We start from the raw sequence: 14055 nt of genomic DNA, 5'->3' as shown, positions 1-14055 counted from the left end.
GGGACGAATCAATGTCCGGCATGATCATGCTCGGTACTCGCAAGGGTGCTGTAATCTTTGATCGGATAAATTCCCGCTGGCGCCCGCGTTCCATCAGCCACGCTGGCATCCCGGTCTGTTATGCGGTACGTGATCCGCACAATGGTACCTTATGGGCATCTCTGGACCATGGCCACTGGGGTCCCAAGCTGTCACGTTCGCGTGACCGGGGCGCGACCTGGGAGGATGTGGGAGCCGTAAAATATCCTGAGGGCGCACGCTACATCGTCAAATACCTGCCCACCCCGGATTTCGATCCGGACTCACCCAGCGCTCAGCCTGAGTATGCCGCCGCATCCGTGTACAAGATCTGGAACATTGCCTTCGGCAATGCAGACCAGCCCGGCCGGCTGTACGCCGGTACGATCCCCGGGGGCCTGTTTGTCAGCGATGATGGCGGTGACAGTTGGGAGCTGAACCGGCCGTTGTGGAACCACGAAAGTCGTGGCGGCGATCTGTTTGCAGGGGATGCGAGGAGTGAGAACCGCTGGCATGGTACGCCGGCGAGCATTGATTATGGCGTGTTCGAGCCCGGCATCCATTCCATCATTGTCGATCCGCGCGATCAGGATCATATCCACGTTGCGGTTTCGACGGCCGGCGTACTCGAGACCACCGATGGCGGTCAGACCTGGGTGGGCCGTAATCGCGGCATGACGAACGATTATTCCCCGGACCCGGAGTCCGACTGGGTCCACGATCCGCACTTCGTGACCGGATGTCCCGGACAGCCGGAGCATCTCTGGCAGCAGAACCACTGCGGTGTTTTTTACAGTGACGATGGTGCGCGGAACTGGAAAAAGGTCAGCATGCCGGAAGTCGGCGTGCACTTTGGTTTCCCTGTCGCGGTTGATGCCAATGACGGGCGCACCGCATGGGTGGTGCCGGCACGCGCGGATTCAGAGCGTATGGCGATCGAGGGTGGCCTGTGCGTTGCGCGGACCACCGATGGCGGTCAGTCCTGGCAGGCTTTTCACGATGGCCTGCCGCAGAGTAACGCTTACGACATTGTCCTCCGGCATGGCCTGGATATAGCGGGTGACTGCCTGTGTTTCGGTAGTACGACCGGAAATGTCTACCTGTCGGAAGACCGCGGTGAAACATGGCAATGCCTCGGTAACAATCTGCCGCCGGTTTATTCGGTGCGTTTTGGCTGACAAGTTGGTTTTGCGGCATGCCTACCGTTGAAATGACACGACATCTTTACCGGTTCTTCCCGCAGTTGGAGAACCGGACGATCACGGTTCCCGCCGGCTCGGTTGCCGAGATATTGAATGCGGTCAACGAGATTGCCCCGGGCTTCACCGATTATGTGCTCGATGAACATGGGGCGCTGCGACGACACGTGAATCTCTGTATCAATGACACCATAGTGATTGACAGAAGAACGCTCACGGACCGTGTCCGGGAGGATGAAATCGTTTACATTTTTCAGGCCCTGAGCGGGGGATAGCGCAACAGGGTCTGGCTGCGGTCCCTCACTCCGTCGCCGGGGCGTCCACCTGGTCGGTTGCCTCAGCCTCTGCTTCGGGTTCCGCCTCAACCGGCGTGATCCGGGCAATAACACCCAGCCGGGGATGATCCAGGTAATGCAACTCCTCGCTGCGCATGCGGCGCGACTGCTGCATGCGAATCGGCTGGTAGACGATGCCGGCGTCCTCCCCATACGGGCTGCTGTCCGCTGACGGTCCCAGGCGCTCCTGGTAGATCAGGTCCACCATCAGGTGCAGGTAGCGCGAGCGGTGGACCGTGAGCGTTCCTTCCAGCAACTGCATCTCCCTCCTGAAGCCGGTTTCGGAAGCCGGGCCGGAAGGTGACATGACGGTTACGGATGAGCGCAGTGGATGGCTTTCCGGATAGACCGGCAGATCGGCGCCGAGGGGGATGTTGACGCGCACCGGCAGGGCGGCATCGCGTTCCCAGCCGGGCTGGCGCCAGGCGAAGTGCAGCAGAGGGCGATACTGGGCGGAACGTGCCATGGCGCCGGCGATGGCGTCGAGCCGGTAGGCCTTGCGCGGCAGCGGTTGCAGCGCCGGGGTATGGTCGAAGTACCAGGCCGAGGCGAGGTCGGGGCCGGATTCCAGCGCCGGCCAGTATTCCTCGCCCGTGTCCGGGTCCAGATGGGCATAGACGATGATTTCGACATCGTACTGGTCGGCGGCCGGTGCGACGGTGGTAATCAGCAGGATAAGGGTGGCCAGAAACAGGCGGTGCAGTGTCATGGTTTTCCTCAGGCGGCCTCGGGACTGATCTCGTCCAGCAGCCGGGCGACGGTCTCCAGCCGGGTCTCGGCATCGGGCATGTCCAGATTGAATCGCAGTTTCTCCACCCCGTCCAGGCGGTAGTTCTGCGGCGCGGCCTGCACCAGTTGCACGATGCGGGCGGCATCGACCTGCGGCTGTTCGGTGAACTCGAACCGGCCGGCGGTCTCGCCGGCGTCGATCTTGCGGATGCCAAGCGGCAGGGCCCTGAGCTTGAGCCGGGTGATGGCGAACAGGTTCTTCACCTGCGGCGGCAGCAGGCCGAATCGGTCGATCAGCTCCACTTGCAGCTCGCGCAGATCGTCTTCGGTACGGCAGTTGGCGATGCGCTTGTACAGGATCAGGCGGCCGTGTACGTCCGGGACATAGTCGTCCGGGATCAGGGCGGGGATGCGGAGGTCGATCTCCGCCCCATGCTCCAGCGGCCGTTCCAGCTGCGGTTCCTTGCCGGCCTTGAGGCTTTCCACGGCGCGTTCCAGCAGCTCGGTGTAGAGGCTGAAGCCGATCTCTTGGATCTGGCCGCTCTGCTCATCGCCCAGCAGCTCGCCGGCGCCGCGGATCTCCAGGTCGTGGGTGGAGAGCGAGAAGCCCGCGCCCAGTTCCTCCAGTGCCGAAATGGCCTCCAGGCGCTTGACCGCGTCGGCGGTCATGGATCGCGTCGGCGGCGTGACCAGGTAGGCATAGGCCCTGTGGTGCGAGCGGCCGACGCGCCCGCGCAGCTGGTGCAGCTGCGCCAGGCCCAGCTTGTCGGCCCGGTTGATGATGATGGTATTGGCGGTGGGCACGTCGATGCCGCTTTCGATGATGGTGGTGCACACCAGCAGGTTGAAGCGCCGGTGATAGAAATCCAGCATCACCTGCTCCAGGTCGCGTTCGCGCATCTGGCCGTGGCCGATGGCGATGCTGGCCTCGGGCACCAGTTCACTCAGTTCACGGGCAAGCTTGTCGATGGTATCCACCTGGTTGTGCAGAAAATACACCTGGCCGCCGCGCTTGATTTCGCGCAGGCAGGCCTCGCGCAGGGTCTGGTCGTTCCACTCGCCGACGAAGGTCTTCACCGCCAGTCGCTGGGCCGGCGGGGTGGCGATGATGGACAGATCGCGCAGCCCCGCCAGGGACATGTTCAGGGTGCGTGGAATCGGCGTGGCGGTCAGGGTGAGCATGTCCACCTCGGCGCGCAGCGCCTTGAGGCGTTCCTTCTGGCGCACGCCGAAGCGGTGTTCCTCGTCGACGATCACCAGCCCCAGCTGCTTGAACTTGACGTTCTCCTGCAGCAGCTTGTGGGTGCCGATGACGATATCGACCTTGCCGCTGTTGAGTTCCTTCAGGATGGTGTCCTGCTGTTTGCCGGAGCGGAAGCGCGACAGCGCCTCGATGCGGATGGGCCAGTCGGCCATGCGGTCGCGGAAGTTCTCGTAGTGCTGCTGGGCCAGCAGAGTGGTGGGTACCAGCAGAGCGACCTGCTTGCCACTGGTGGCGGCGACGAAGGCGGCGCGCATGGCGACCTCGGTCTTGCCGAAGCCGACGTCGCCGCACACCACCCGGTCCATCGGCTGCGGTGCGGCCATGTCGGCCAGCACCGCCTCGATGGCCTGCTCCTGATCGGGCGTTTCCTCGAACGGAAAGGCAGCGGCGAACTGGCGGTACTCGTCGCTGTGGATGTCGAAGCTGTGGCCCTGGCGGGCGGCGCGGCGGGCATAGATGTCGAGCAATTCGGCAGCCACGTCACGGGCCTTCTCGGCGGCCTTGCGCCTGGCCTTCGCCCACTGGTCGGTGCCCAGCTTGTGCAGGGGGGCGGCCTCGGGCGAGCTGCCGGTGTAGCGGCTGATCAGGTGCAGCGAGTTGACCGGCACATAGAGCTTGTCGCCGCCGGCGTATTCCAGGGTCAGGAACTCGTTCTCCAGGCCGCCGGCGGTGAGCTTCTGCAGACCCAGGTAGCGGCCCACGCCCAGATCCTCATGTACCACCGGCGCGCCGATGGCCAGATCGGTGAGGTCGCGGATGATGGCCTCGGGATCGCGCGCCGGCTTGCGCCGGCTGACCTGGCTGGCACGCCGGCCCAGCAGCTGGGTCTCGGTGAGCAGGGCGAGCGTACCGTCTTCCAGCCGCAGGCCCTGTTCCAGCGGAGCCACGCCGATGCCCAGTTCGATGTCGCTGTCGAGAAAGGCCTGCCAGCCCTCGACCGCCTGCGGGCGCAGGCCGTTGTCGCGCAGCATGTCGCTGAGGTTTTCACGCCGGCCGGCGGACTCGGCGGTGATCAGCACCCGGCCGGGATGCTGATCGAGAAAACGCGTGAGTTGTTCGGCCGGTTGCGCCGCGCGTGGTTTGAGCGAGACGTCCGGCAGGCCACAGGTGGCGAAGTTGACCGCCTCCGCCCCGCCTTCATCGAACCGCAGGACCTCCACCCGGCGACTGTCCGCCAAGTGCCGCTGCAGCTCATCCAGGCCGAGATAGAGCTGCTCCGGTTCCAGCACCGGGCGCTCGACGTCGTGGCGGTACTGCTCGTGGCGGGTCTGGAGCTGGTCCCAGAAGTCCTGTGCCGCCGCCTCGCAGCCGGGCAGCTGCAGGAACAGGCAGTCGTCGGGCAGGTAGTCCGGCAGGCTGGCGGTCTGTTCGAAGAACAGCGGCAGGTAGTACTCGATGCCGCTGGGGCTGATGCCCTGGCTGACATCGCGGTAGACGGCGCTACGCTGCGGGTCGCCCTCGAAGCGCGCGCGCCAGGCCTGGCGGAAGCGGCTGATGGCGTCGGGATCGAAGGGGAACTCGCGCGCCGGCAGCAGGTGGATGGCCTCGACCTTCTCGATCGAGCGCTGGCTGTCCGGGTCGAAGGTGCGGATGCTCTCGACCTCGTCGTCGAACAGGTCCAGCCGGAAGGGCAGTTCGCTGCCCATGGGATAGATGTCCAGCAGCGAACCGCGCACCGCGAACTCGCCGTGCTCCATGACCTGGGCGACACAGGTGTAGCCGGCCTGCTCGAAGCGCCCACGCATGGCCTCCACGTCCAGCCGTTCGCCGACCTTCACCGACAGGCCGCGGCCCTGGATGTAGCTCAACGGGGCGACCCGCTGCATCAGGGTGGAGACCGGCAGGATCAGTACCCCCTGGCGGAAAGCCGGCAGGCGGTACAGGGTCTCGATGCGCTGGGAGATGATGTCCTGGTGCGGGGAAAAGGCGTCGTAGGGCAGGGTCTCCCAGTCCGGGAAACTGAGCAGGTCCAGCGCACCGTCACTGAACCAGCCGAGCTGCGCCTGCAGCTGTTCCAGCAGCGGCATGTCGGGGGTGACCAGCACCACCGGACCGGCGTAGTCGCGCGCCGCGGCGGTAACCGCCAGCGCCAGGCTGTCGCCGAACAGCCGGCTCCAGCGCAGGCACGCGCCGGCCTCCGGCAGGGGCGGATGACGGGGGTCGTGCAGCTTGTCCGGCGTCGGGGCCGGGGCGGTGTTCCGATTCATGCGGGGCGAATTGTCCCATAAATGGGCGGGCGGGTCATGGTCGTTGAGATCAGGATCAAGAGCGCCACGGAATACACGGAAATCACGGAAAATATGATTGCGAAAGCCTTATATAGGCTTCGCCTGACTTATTGTCCGTCATTCCGGCGCAGGCCGGAATGACGGGAAAGTCTTTATGGGTTCTCAGGCTTACCCTCAATAACGTCCGTGCTTTCCGTGTATTCCGTGGCGCTCTTGATCTATTCAAGGCCGCCGGGCGATCAGCACCGCCCGGCGCGGTGCGGGATAGCCTTCGACGGTGCGGGTCGGGTCGGCCGGGTCCAGCGACCGGGCCAGGGACTCGAATTGCATCCAGTCGGTGCTGCGTTGCTCCTCCAGCGTGGTGGGGCTCTCGTCCACGCAGCGAATGTCGCGCAGGCCGCAGCGCGCCAGCCAGCGTTCCAGCTCCGCCACGGTGGGGATGAACCAGACATTGCGCATGCGCGCATAGCGGCCCTCCGGCACCAGGACCTGGCCGGTACCGCCGGGGATGACCAGGGTTTCCAGCACCAGCTCGCCGCCGGGGCGCAGGGCTTCGCGCAGCTGATAGAGGTGATCCAGCGGCGAGCGGCGGTGGTAGAGCACGCCCATGGAAAAGACGGTGTCGAAGGTTTCGCTGCGCTCGGGGAAGTCCTCGATACCCAGCGGCAGGACGCAGGCCCGGCCCGTGTCGTGGAAGCGGCGCAGGGCCTCGAACTGCATCAGGAACAGCCGCATGGGATCGATGGCCACCACCAGCGCTGCGCCGGCTCCGATCATGCGCAGGGCGAAGTAGCCGTTGCCGCTGCCCACGTCCAGCACCCGGCGTCCGGCCAGCGGCGCGAGGTGCCGGACGATGCGGTCCCACTTCCAGTCCGAGCGCCATTCGGTGTCGATGTGGATGCCGAAGACATCGAACGGCCCCTTGCGCCAGGGATGCAGTTGCCGCAATGCGGCTTCGATCTGCTCACGCGTGTCGGCGTTGATTTCGTCCGGCGCGCCGATGCGGATGCAGGGGGCGTTCAGATCGATCTGCCGGGCGCGGATGTGGGGGAGGGCATCGATGGCCGCCAGCCAGGCGGGCAGGTCACCGTGGCTGTCCGGTGCCAGGCGCAGGGCGAGCGTTTGCGGCAGGGCTTCGGCCCAGGCGGCCAGTGGGGTGTCCTGCAGGGCGCTGGTCAGAGGGGCGAGGTCGAGGTTGAATGTTGTCTGATTCATGGCCACGGAAAACACGGAAAGCACGGACATATTAAAGAACAAGATTTGTAGGTCGGGTTAGCCCGAAGGGCGTAACCCGACTTTGTTGCCTGTCATATCAAACGATGTTTAGTCTATCGCCTCCCGTCGGGTTACGCTGCGCTAACCCGACCTACATATTTCCGTGCTTTCCGTGTTTTCCGTGGCCATTGATTCACACAGGCAGATCCGGCCGCTGCCTGAAGGCCACCAGCGAAACGAAATTGAAACACTGAAACCAGGGCTCGACCCACTCGAACCCGGCCCAGCTCAGCCGTTCGCGGTGCTGTTCCAGGGTGTCGGGCACCAGCACCTGTTCCAGTGCGCTGCGCTTGCGGCTGATCTCCAGATCGGAATAGCCGTTGGCGCGCTTGAAGTCGAGATGCAGATCGGTATGGAAGGCCTGGCTGAGATCATTGGCGAAATCGAGCTTTTCCGACAGCACCAGCACGCCGTCATCGCGCAGGCCGGCATGGATGCGCTCCAGCAGCGGCAGGCGTTCCTCCGGCGGCAGGAACTGCAGGGTGAAGTTGAGCACCACCAGCGAGGCGTTGTCGATTGCCACTTCGCGGATGTCGGCGCAGCGTACCTCCACCGGGATCGTGCCGGGATCGGCCTCGACATGGGCGCGGCACTGGCCGGCCATGGCCTCGGCGTTGTCCACGCTGATGATACGGCAGTCGGCGTGCGGGATCTGCCGGCGCAGCGCCAGGGTGGTCGCGCCCAGCGAACAGCCGAGATCATAGATGTTGGAGCCGGGGGCGGTATAGCGCCGGCCCAGCAGACCGGTGAGAGTGACAATCTCGCTGTAGCCGGGGACCGAGCGGCGGATCATGTCGGGGAAGACGGCGGCGACCCGCTCATCGAAGGCGAAGTCGACGATCATGGACGCTTCGCCGGCGAACAGGCTGTCCTTGCCCTGGCTCATGCGCGGCCGGTCGAGGTGTCCGGCTGGTCCGGTGCGTCTTCCTCTTCCTCGGCGGTCATTTCGTCGAAGAAGGTCTGCCAGTCGTCGACGTGTACGTGCTCTTCGCTGATGCAGTTGTGACGGATGCCGATACCGGCCTCGTGCACAGTGTTCTGATCGCCCGAGACCAGCGGGTGCCACCAGGCCAGGTTCTCGCCGTCGCGCAGCAGGCGGTAGGCGCAGGTCTCGGGCAGCCAGGTCAGTTCGTGGATATTCTCCGGCGTCAGTGTCCAGCAGTCGGGCACCTTCCGTGAGCGCTCGTCATAGCACTGGCACAATGAGGTCTGGTCGTCGAAGTGGCGGCAGACGATGTTGGAATAGATCAACTCGCCGGTGTCGATATCCTCGAACTTGATCAGGCAGCACAGCCCGCAGCCGTCGCAGAGGGATTCCCATTCCGCGCGGGTCATCTCGTCCAGGGGCTTGCGTTGCCAGAAGGGGGTGTCGTCGGTCATGGGTCAGGTGCAGGCCTCGCCGTGAATATCCGGCGCGACCATTATACGCCAAAGTCCCTCTGCCCGCAGTCCGCCGGGGCGTCCTCCGGATACGCGCGACAGGGGCTATACTTGCGCCTGGCGCCAGGGAATTTCCAGGCTGTTCCGGCCGGGAGGGAAGAGAGATGAATCGATCGTTACTGTCCCACTGTCTCGCCGTTGTCATGGCCGCGGGCCTGCTCAGCGCACCGGCCCGGGCCGGCTGGCAGGACATGTTGAAGGGGGTGCTGGGCGGCGATGAAGACCAGGGGCAGGATGCTGCCCGGGACGCGCCGGCAGCCACGGCCACGGAGACGGCGGCCATGCCGGACGCTCAGACCATGACCCGGGGCGTGCTGGAGGCGCTGCAGGTCGGGGTGCAGCGGGCCATCGCCACGCTCGGGCAGGAGGGCGGCTATCTCCGGGACGAACAGGTGCGGATCCCGATGCCGCAGGAACTGCGCACGGCCGAGTCGGTGCTGCGGCGGCTGGGACAGGACCGCTATGCCGACGAGTTCATCCAGTCCATGAACCGTGCCGCCGAACAGGCAGTACCGCAGACCCGTGAGATCTTCATCGATACCATCAAGGGCCTGTCGGTCAGCGATGCCCGTGACATCGTCCAGGGGGAACCGGACGCCGCGACGCAGTATTTCCGTGAGCATTCCTCCGATCGGCTGAGCAGCGTCATCCGGCCGATCGTGGCCGAGAACATGGACCGGGTCGGTGTCACCTCCCGCTACAAGCAACTGGTTTCCCGGGCCGGGATCATGGATTCCTTCATGAACCGGGACAGCCTGGACCTGGACGCCTATGTCACCGACCGGACCCTGGATGGCCTGTTCCTGAAGCTGGCGGAGGAGGAACAGAAGATCCGGGAGCAGCCCGCGGCCCGGACCACGGAGCTGCTCAAGGGCGTGTTCGGCTATTTCGACCGGTAGGTTACTCGAGCCTGGACGGTATTGATCCGATCATTACATGAATTGCGACAGCCTACCCACTACCGTCATCCCCGCGAAGGCGGGGATCCAGATACCGCTGTGGTCACTGGATCCCGGCCTTCGCCGGGATGACGGCTCTGTTACGGAGGGTGATGGCGTCTCTACGTCCTCTGCGTCTACAGCTCCGGACCTGAGTATTCAGGACGCCAGCTGCAGCATCAGCTCGGGGATGGTCTCGGCCGAACCCAGATAGGGGACGATGTGGATGTTCACGTCGGGATATTCCTGCTGCTTGCCCTCCACCTCGCCGGGGATGTCGCTGATGACATGCCGGCCGGCGGACAGGAAATAGGGCAGCACCACCACCTCGTCGGCGCCGTTGCGCACACAGCACTCGATGCCGTCCGGGATGGAGGGTTCGGCCAGTTCCAGGAAGGCGCAGTCGACCTGCCCGAAGCGCTCACCCGCCAGGTTCCGTATGCGGGCGGTCAGTTCCCGGACTTCGTCATTGGAGGCGGCGCGGCGGCTGCCGTGGGCCACGATCAGCAGGGCTTTCATAGGCTCGATTCCCGATGGATTCCAGTCCTGAAGATACCTGAAGCCGGGGCGGGAAAAAACGGTCTGCGGCTGGGGATATCGGGGGGCGGGGTAAAATTACCGTGACATTCCATTGATGCCGCCTATTCGTGAAAATCGTAGGTCGGGTTAGCCCGGTAGGGCGTAACCCGGCGCGGTTCGCCGCCGTGTTGTCGGGTTACGCTGCCGCTAACCCGACCTACGCAGTGGTATTGATCACCCTTTCTGCCACCACAGCGACAGCACCGGGTTGTAGGTGATGATCAGCAGCCACACCAGCATGATGGCGAGAAAAGGCAGGGCCGCCCGGAACAGCAGCAAAATCGGCTTGCCGAAGCGCTGGCTGGCGATGAACAGGTTGATGCCCACCGGCGGCGTGCTGTAGCCGATCTCCAGGTTGGCCAGCATGATGATGCCCAGGTGCACCGGGTTGACGCCGAACTGGGCCGCCAGCGGCAGGATCAGAGGCGTGATCACGACGATGGCGGAGAAGATGTCCATCATCGCGCCCACGATCAGCAGGAACAGGTTCAGCAGCAGCAGGAACTCCAGCTGCGAATCCACGTGCGTTTTCACCCAGGCCAGCAGCTGCATCGGCACCTGGGCGTCGACCAGCAGGTTGGTCAGGCCCATGGCCGCGGCCAGGATGATCAGGATGCTGCCCACCAGCAGGCTGGTGTCGCGCAGCAGCGGCAGCAGCTGACGCGCCGGGTTGATGTTGCGGAAGATGAGTGACTCCAGGGCGAGCACATAGGCGGCGGTGCAGGCGGCGGCTTCGTTGACGGTGACATAGCCGCCGAAGATGCCGACCACGATGCCCACCGGCAGCAGGATGTCCCAGATGCCGGCGCGCACGGCGCGTAGCAGTTCGGGGATGGAAAAGCTCTGGCGCGGCACGCTGCACTTGCAGCCCATGAAGACGCTGTAGAGCAGCAGCATGACCAGCAGCAGGGTGCCGGGCACAATCCCGGCCAGGAACAGCTCGTCGATGTTCACGCCGGCGACGATGCCGTAGAGCAGGATGGCCAGGCTGGGCGGGAACAGCAGGCCCAGCGAGCCGGAGGAGGTCAGCAGCCCCAGGCAGAAGCGCTCGCGGTAGCCCTGGCAGCTGAGCATGGGATAGAGCAGCCCGCCCAGCGCCAGGATGGTCACGCCGGAGGCGCCGGAGAAGGCGGTGAAGAAGGCGCAGGCCGTGAGCGCGACCGCGGCCAGACCGCCGGGCAGCCAGCCGAACAGGGAATTGAACAGCCGGATCAGGCGCTGCGGCGCGCCGCCGGCGGCCAGCACCACGCCGGCGAAGGTGAACATGGGGATGGCGGTGAGATTGGGCGAACTGGCCAGCCGGTTCAGCTCGACGATGAGCACGATCGGATCCAGTTCCATCTGCCCGGTGGCATAGAGGCCACCGGCGCCGAGCACCACGAACAGCGGCAGCCCCAGCGCGGCCAGCAGGATCAGTGCCAGCACCACGGCAGCGGTCACGGCTGGGCCTCCGTCCGCTGTGGTCCCAGCAGCAGGCCGATCAGAAAATGCAGGCACAGCAGGCCGAAGCCGACCGGGATGACCAGGTTGAGCAGCGCCTGCCAGCGCTCATGATCGGCGGCGTAGTGCCATTCGTCACGCCAGAAGCGCAGCGCGGCCTGGAACAGCAGCAGGCAGATCAGCGCCCCGAGCGCCTGCAGGGGGCGGAACAGGTGCGCACGCCAGGGGCTGGACAGCCAGGCGCAGACGACATCGATCTTGATGTGGCGGTCGCCGTCGGCGGCCAGCGCCGCGCCGAAGAAGGTGACGTACAGGACCAGGTAGCGGGTCAGGCTGTCGGCCAGCGGCAGACCGGTGTCGAAGAAGTTACGGGCGACGATCTGACCCAGGCTCAGCAGAATCAGCAGCAGCAGACTGAGGCTGGCCATGCCTGTCTCGAGCCGGACGAGCAGGCGGCGCAGCCGCTGCAGGCTGTCAGTCATGCTTGCCGTTGTCGGTGACCGCCGGGTCGTCGTCCTGGACGCGATATTCGGTCAGCAGTTCGCGGGTTCGTTCGTACAGTGAGCGCGGGATATAGCTGTCCTCGGTCAACCGGGCCGCGGCCTGGTCGCGCAGCGCCAGCAGCGCGTCCCGGTCCAGCGACTCCGGCGGCATGACGAACTCCATGCCTTCCTCGCGCAGCACGTCCAGGCTGGTGGCGTTGTCCTCGCGGGTGGCGCGGATCAGTTCGCGGCTCGCCTGTGCACCGGTTTCACGCAGCAGCTGCCGCAGGTCGGGGGGGAGCTGGTCGAAGAAGCGGCTGGCGACCACCAGGGCACCGATGCCGTTGGCCATGGGCAGCTGGCTCATGTAATCGAGCCGGGTGTGCCACTGCAGGGCAATGGCTGCGAGCGGCGTGCAGTAGACGGTGTCGATCAGGCCGGTGGACAGGCTGGTGTACACATCGGTGATGGACAGCGGCACCGGGGCCAGGTCGCCGGCGCGGAACATGGCCTGGCCCAGCGGGTCGCCCTGCCACAGCCAGATGCGGCGCTCCTGCAGATCCTCGAAGCTGTCGATCCGGTGCTGGGAGAAGAAATAGACGAAGCCGACCTCCATCCAGCCCAGCAGCTCATAGCCGCCGGCGCGGAAGCCTTCCTCGATCTCCGGCATCAGCTCGGCGCGGACATGATCGATTTCCTCGTGGCTGTCGAACAGGAAGGGAAACTCCAGCACCCGCGCCGGGGAATGGATGCTGCCGATGCCGTAGCCGGTCAGCGCCGCCCCGTCGAGCTGGCGGTAGCGGATCTTGCGCAGCACGTCCGGCTCGTCGCCCTGCACACCGCCGGGATAGAACTTCAGCTCCAGCCGCCCCCCGCTGCGCTGTTCCACCTCCCGGCCCCAGTCCTCCAGCAGGTTCATCCAGGTCGATCCGGGCGGGGCCAGGGTGGCGAATTTCAGGGTGTGGTCGGCGGCCTGAACGGCACTGCCGACAGTCATTGCCAGGAACAGCAGAACCATTCCCGTCATGAGCCTCATCAGCAGGCCGTCATCCCGGCGCAGGCCGGGATCCAGGATCCCGCCATCGCTGAACAACCCACTGGATCCCGGTACCGGATCGAGTCCGGCACAGGCGCTGCGCCGGGGTGACGGGTACAAGGAAGCCTTCTGTGAATACATCGGCGGTACCTTTGTTGGCGGGTTTCGTTTCCAGGGCATCAGAACCATTCGTCTTCGTGCGTCAGTAGCCAGCGGGCGCGTTCGCGGGCAACCTGATTGATGAAGGCCAGCTGCGAGGGGCCGTCCGCGACCGCTGTGTCCAGCACCCCGGTCAGGCGTTCATGGAAAGCATCGCGGTCCATGAGCTGACGGTCGAGGAACTCGGCCTGCAGCACATTGGCCAGCAGCAGGCGGTCGTCGCTGCTGGCGCGGGCCGCTTCGAAATGTTCCCGGGAACGTTCCGGGTCGCCGCCCAGCATGGGCGGCCGGCTGCCGTAGTAGACGCCGAAGAACAGGTGCGGGCCACCGTGATAGTAGTCCGGGTCCAGTTCCAGCACCCGCTGCATCAGGGCTGCGGCACGGCCCAGGCGGGCGATGCTGCGCGGGTCGTCGCGGTTGAGGTCGATATGCTTGGCCCAGCAGGAAGCGGTCCAGAACAGGGCCGGGACCTGGCCTGAGTCGGTCTGCTGCAGGGCCTGCTCGAGTTCGCGCAGCGGTGTGCCGGTCAGGTCGTGATCGAACCCCGTCCGTGCCAGCGCCGCGGCGCCGTAGTCGCGGCAACGCGCGTAGAGGCCGGCGGCGCGTTCCGGATCATCCGGCTCGACAAAGGCGAAGCTGTAGCCGTAATAGCCCTCGGCGGCATGGACCCGCAGCCGGGCATTGCCGGGATCGGCCTCGATCATGCCTTCCAGCATCTTCAGGTTGGCCGGCATGGCCGCGCGGGCCAGTTCCAGATCGGTCTCGCGGTGCATGGCCCGGATGCTTTCCTCCATCAGGCCCATGGAGGAGCGGACCACCAGCTGATTCATGGAACAGCCGCCGGACATCAGCACGAACAGCGCAAGTAACGCGGGCAGTGATCGCAGCCGGTTGCCGCTCAAATCCGACAGGCTCCCAGGGTTTCCCATTGTC

General features: G+C 65.3%; 13 protein-coding genes. 3 read left to right on the top strand and 10 right to left on the bottom strand.

Annotated features, from left to right (window positions below; all coding sequences use genetic code 11):
* Nucleotides 1-11: 11 nt before the first annotated feature.
* Together D6C00_RS15130 and D6C00_RS15125 are read left to right on the top strand one after the other, a co-directional pair.
* On the top strand, nt 12-1196 hold the full coding sequence (locus D6C00_RS15130; protein WP_125182651.1) for a WD40/YVTN/BNR-like repeat-containing protein: 1185 nt from the start codon (nt 12-14) through the stop codon (nt 1194-1196).
* 17 nt (nt 1197-1213) lie between these two features.
* Complete coding sequence (locus D6C00_RS15125) at nt 1214-1492, top strand: ubiquitin family protein (RefSeq protein ID WP_125182650.1); 279 nt, start codon at nt 1214-1216, stop codon at nt 1490-1492.
* 25 nt (nt 1493-1517) lie between these two features.
* On the opposite strand, the gene D6C00_RS15120 is transcribed toward D6C00_RS15125, so the two are convergent.
* From D6C00_RS15120 to D6C00_RS15100, 5 genes are all read right to left on the bottom strand, one after another.
* On the bottom strand, nt 1518-2261 hold the full coding sequence (locus D6C00_RS15120; RefSeq protein ID WP_125182649.1) for a CsiV family protein: 744 nt from the start codon (nt 2259-2261) through the stop codon (nt 1518-1520).
* A gap of 8 nt (nt 2262-2269) precedes the next feature.
* On the bottom strand, nt 2270-5752 hold the full coding sequence (gene mfd, locus D6C00_RS15115; RefSeq protein WP_125182648.1) for a transcription-repair coupling factor: 3483 nt from the start codon (nt 5750-5752) through the stop codon (nt 2270-2272).
* 243 nt (nt 5753-5995) lie between these two features.
* The gene (gene cmoB, locus D6C00_RS15110; RefSeq protein WP_125182647.1) at nt 5996-6988 is read right to left on the bottom strand and encodes a tRNA 5-methoxyuridine(34)/uridine 5-oxyacetic acid(34) synthase CmoB; all 993 of its coding nucleotides are present in this window, start codon (nt 6986-6988) and stop codon (nt 5996-5998) included.
* 193 nt (nt 6989-7181) lie between these two features.
* Nucleotides 7182-7934: a carboxy-S-adenosyl-L-methionine synthase CmoA gene (gene cmoA, locus D6C00_RS15105; RefSeq protein ID WP_125182646.1), complete on the bottom strand. Its 753-nt coding sequence runs from the start codon at nt 7932-7934 to the stop codon at nt 7182-7184.
* Entirely contained in the window at nt 7931-8428 is a 498-nt protein-coding gene (locus D6C00_RS15100) for a YcgN family cysteine cluster protein (RefSeq protein ID WP_125182645.1), read from the bottom strand. Before D6C00_RS15100 ends, cmoA begins: the two co-directional genes overlap by 4 nt.
* A 164-nt stretch (nt 8429-8592) precedes the next feature.
* On the opposite strand from D6C00_RS15100, the gene D6C00_RS15095 reads away from it, so the two are divergent.
* On the top strand, nt 8593-9387 hold the full coding sequence (locus D6C00_RS15095; protein WP_125182644.1) for a DUF4197 domain-containing protein: 795 nt from the start codon (nt 8593-8595) through the stop codon (nt 9385-9387).
* Between the two features lie 198 nt (nt 9388-9585).
* Here the strand turns inward: D6C00_RS15095 and D6C00_RS15090 are convergent, their stop codons facing one another.
* The 5 genes from D6C00_RS15090 to D6C00_RS15070 form a co-directional block, all read right to left on the bottom strand.
* Nucleotides 9586-9945 carry a sirohydrochlorin chelatase gene (locus tag D6C00_RS15090; protein WP_125182643.1) on the bottom strand — a complete coding sequence of 120 codons (360 nt, stop codon included), beginning with the start codon at nt 9943-9945 and terminating at the stop codon, nt 9586-9588.
* Nucleotides 9946-10179: 234 nt separating this feature from the next.
* Nucleotides 10180-11445: a TRAP transporter large permease gene (locus D6C00_RS15085; protein ID WP_125182642.1), complete on the bottom strand. Its 1266-nt coding sequence runs from the start codon at nt 11443-11445 to the stop codon at nt 10180-10182.
* Nucleotides 11442-11927 (bottom strand): TRAP transporter small permease, encoded by a 486-nt coding sequence (locus D6C00_RS15080; protein WP_125182641.1) that lies wholly within the window; start codon nt 11925-11927, stop codon nt 11442-11444. The genes D6C00_RS15085 and D6C00_RS15080 overlap by 4 nt, the downstream gene beginning before the upstream one ends.
* On the bottom strand, nt 11920-13083 hold the full coding sequence (locus D6C00_RS15075; protein ID WP_158675460.1) for a TRAP transporter substrate-binding protein: 1164 nt from the start codon (nt 13081-13083) through the stop codon (nt 11920-11922). The genes D6C00_RS15080 and D6C00_RS15075 overlap by 8 nt, the downstream gene beginning before the upstream one ends.
* A gap of 59 nt (nt 13084-13142) precedes the next feature.
* The gene (locus tag D6C00_RS15070) at nt 13143-14051 is read right to left on the bottom strand and encodes a TRAP transporter TatT component family protein (protein ID WP_158675459.1); all 909 of its coding nucleotides are present in this window, start codon (nt 14049-14051) and stop codon (nt 13143-13145) included.
* Nucleotides 14052-14055: the final 4 nt, after the last annotated feature.

Origin of the sequence: Thiohalobacter thiocyanaticus (assembly GCF_003932505.1) — a bacterium.
Classification (GTDB): domain Bacteria; phylum Pseudomonadota; class Gammaproteobacteria; order Thiohalobacterales; family Thiohalobacteraceae; genus Thiohalobacter; species Thiohalobacter thiocyanaticus.
The sequence above is the reverse complement of the archived record's forward strand: the minus strand, read 5'-3'. Positions and strand labels throughout refer to the sequence as shown.

Coding starts and splice junctions, on each gene's coding strand:
- mfd (WP_125182648.1), bottom strand. CDS start 5,752: ATGAATCGGAACACCGCCCCGGCCCCGACGCCGGACAAGCTGCACGAC.
- D6C00_RS15090 (WP_125182643.1), bottom strand. CDS start 9,945: ATGAAAGCCCTGCTGATCGTGGCCCACGGCAGCCGCCGCGCCGCCTCC.
- D6C00_RS15130 (WP_125182651.1), top strand. CDS start 12: ATGTCCGGCATGATCATGCTCGGTACTCGCAAGGGTGCTGTAATCTTT.
- cmoB (WP_125182647.1), bottom strand. CDS start 6,988: ATGAATCAGACAACATTCAACCTCGACCTCGCCCCTCTGACCAGCGCC.
- D6C00_RS15070 (WP_158675459.1), bottom strand. CDS start 14,051: ATGGGAAACCCTGGGAGCCTGTCGGATTTGAGCGGCAACCGGCTGCGA.
- cmoA (WP_125182646.1), bottom strand. CDS start 7,934: ATGAGCCAGGGCAAGGACAGCCTGTTCGCCGGCGAAGCGTCCATGATC.
- D6C00_RS15120 (WP_125182649.1), bottom strand. CDS start 2,261: ATGACACTGCACCGCCTGTTTCTGGCCACCCTTATCCTGCTGATTACC.
- D6C00_RS15095 (WP_125182644.1), top strand. CDS start 8,593: ATGAATCGATCGTTACTGTCCCACTGTCTCGCCGTTGTCATGGCCGCG.
- D6C00_RS15080 (WP_125182641.1), bottom strand. CDS start 11,927: ATGACTGACAGCCTGCAGCGGCTGCGCCGCCTGCTCGTCCGGCTCGAG.
- D6C00_RS15125 (WP_125182650.1), top strand. CDS start 1,214: ATGCCTACCGTTGAAATGACACGACATCTTTACCGGTTCTTCCCGCAG.
- D6C00_RS15100 (WP_125182645.1), bottom strand. CDS start 8,428: ATGACCGACGACACCCCCTTCTGGCAACGCAAGCCCCTGGACGAGATG.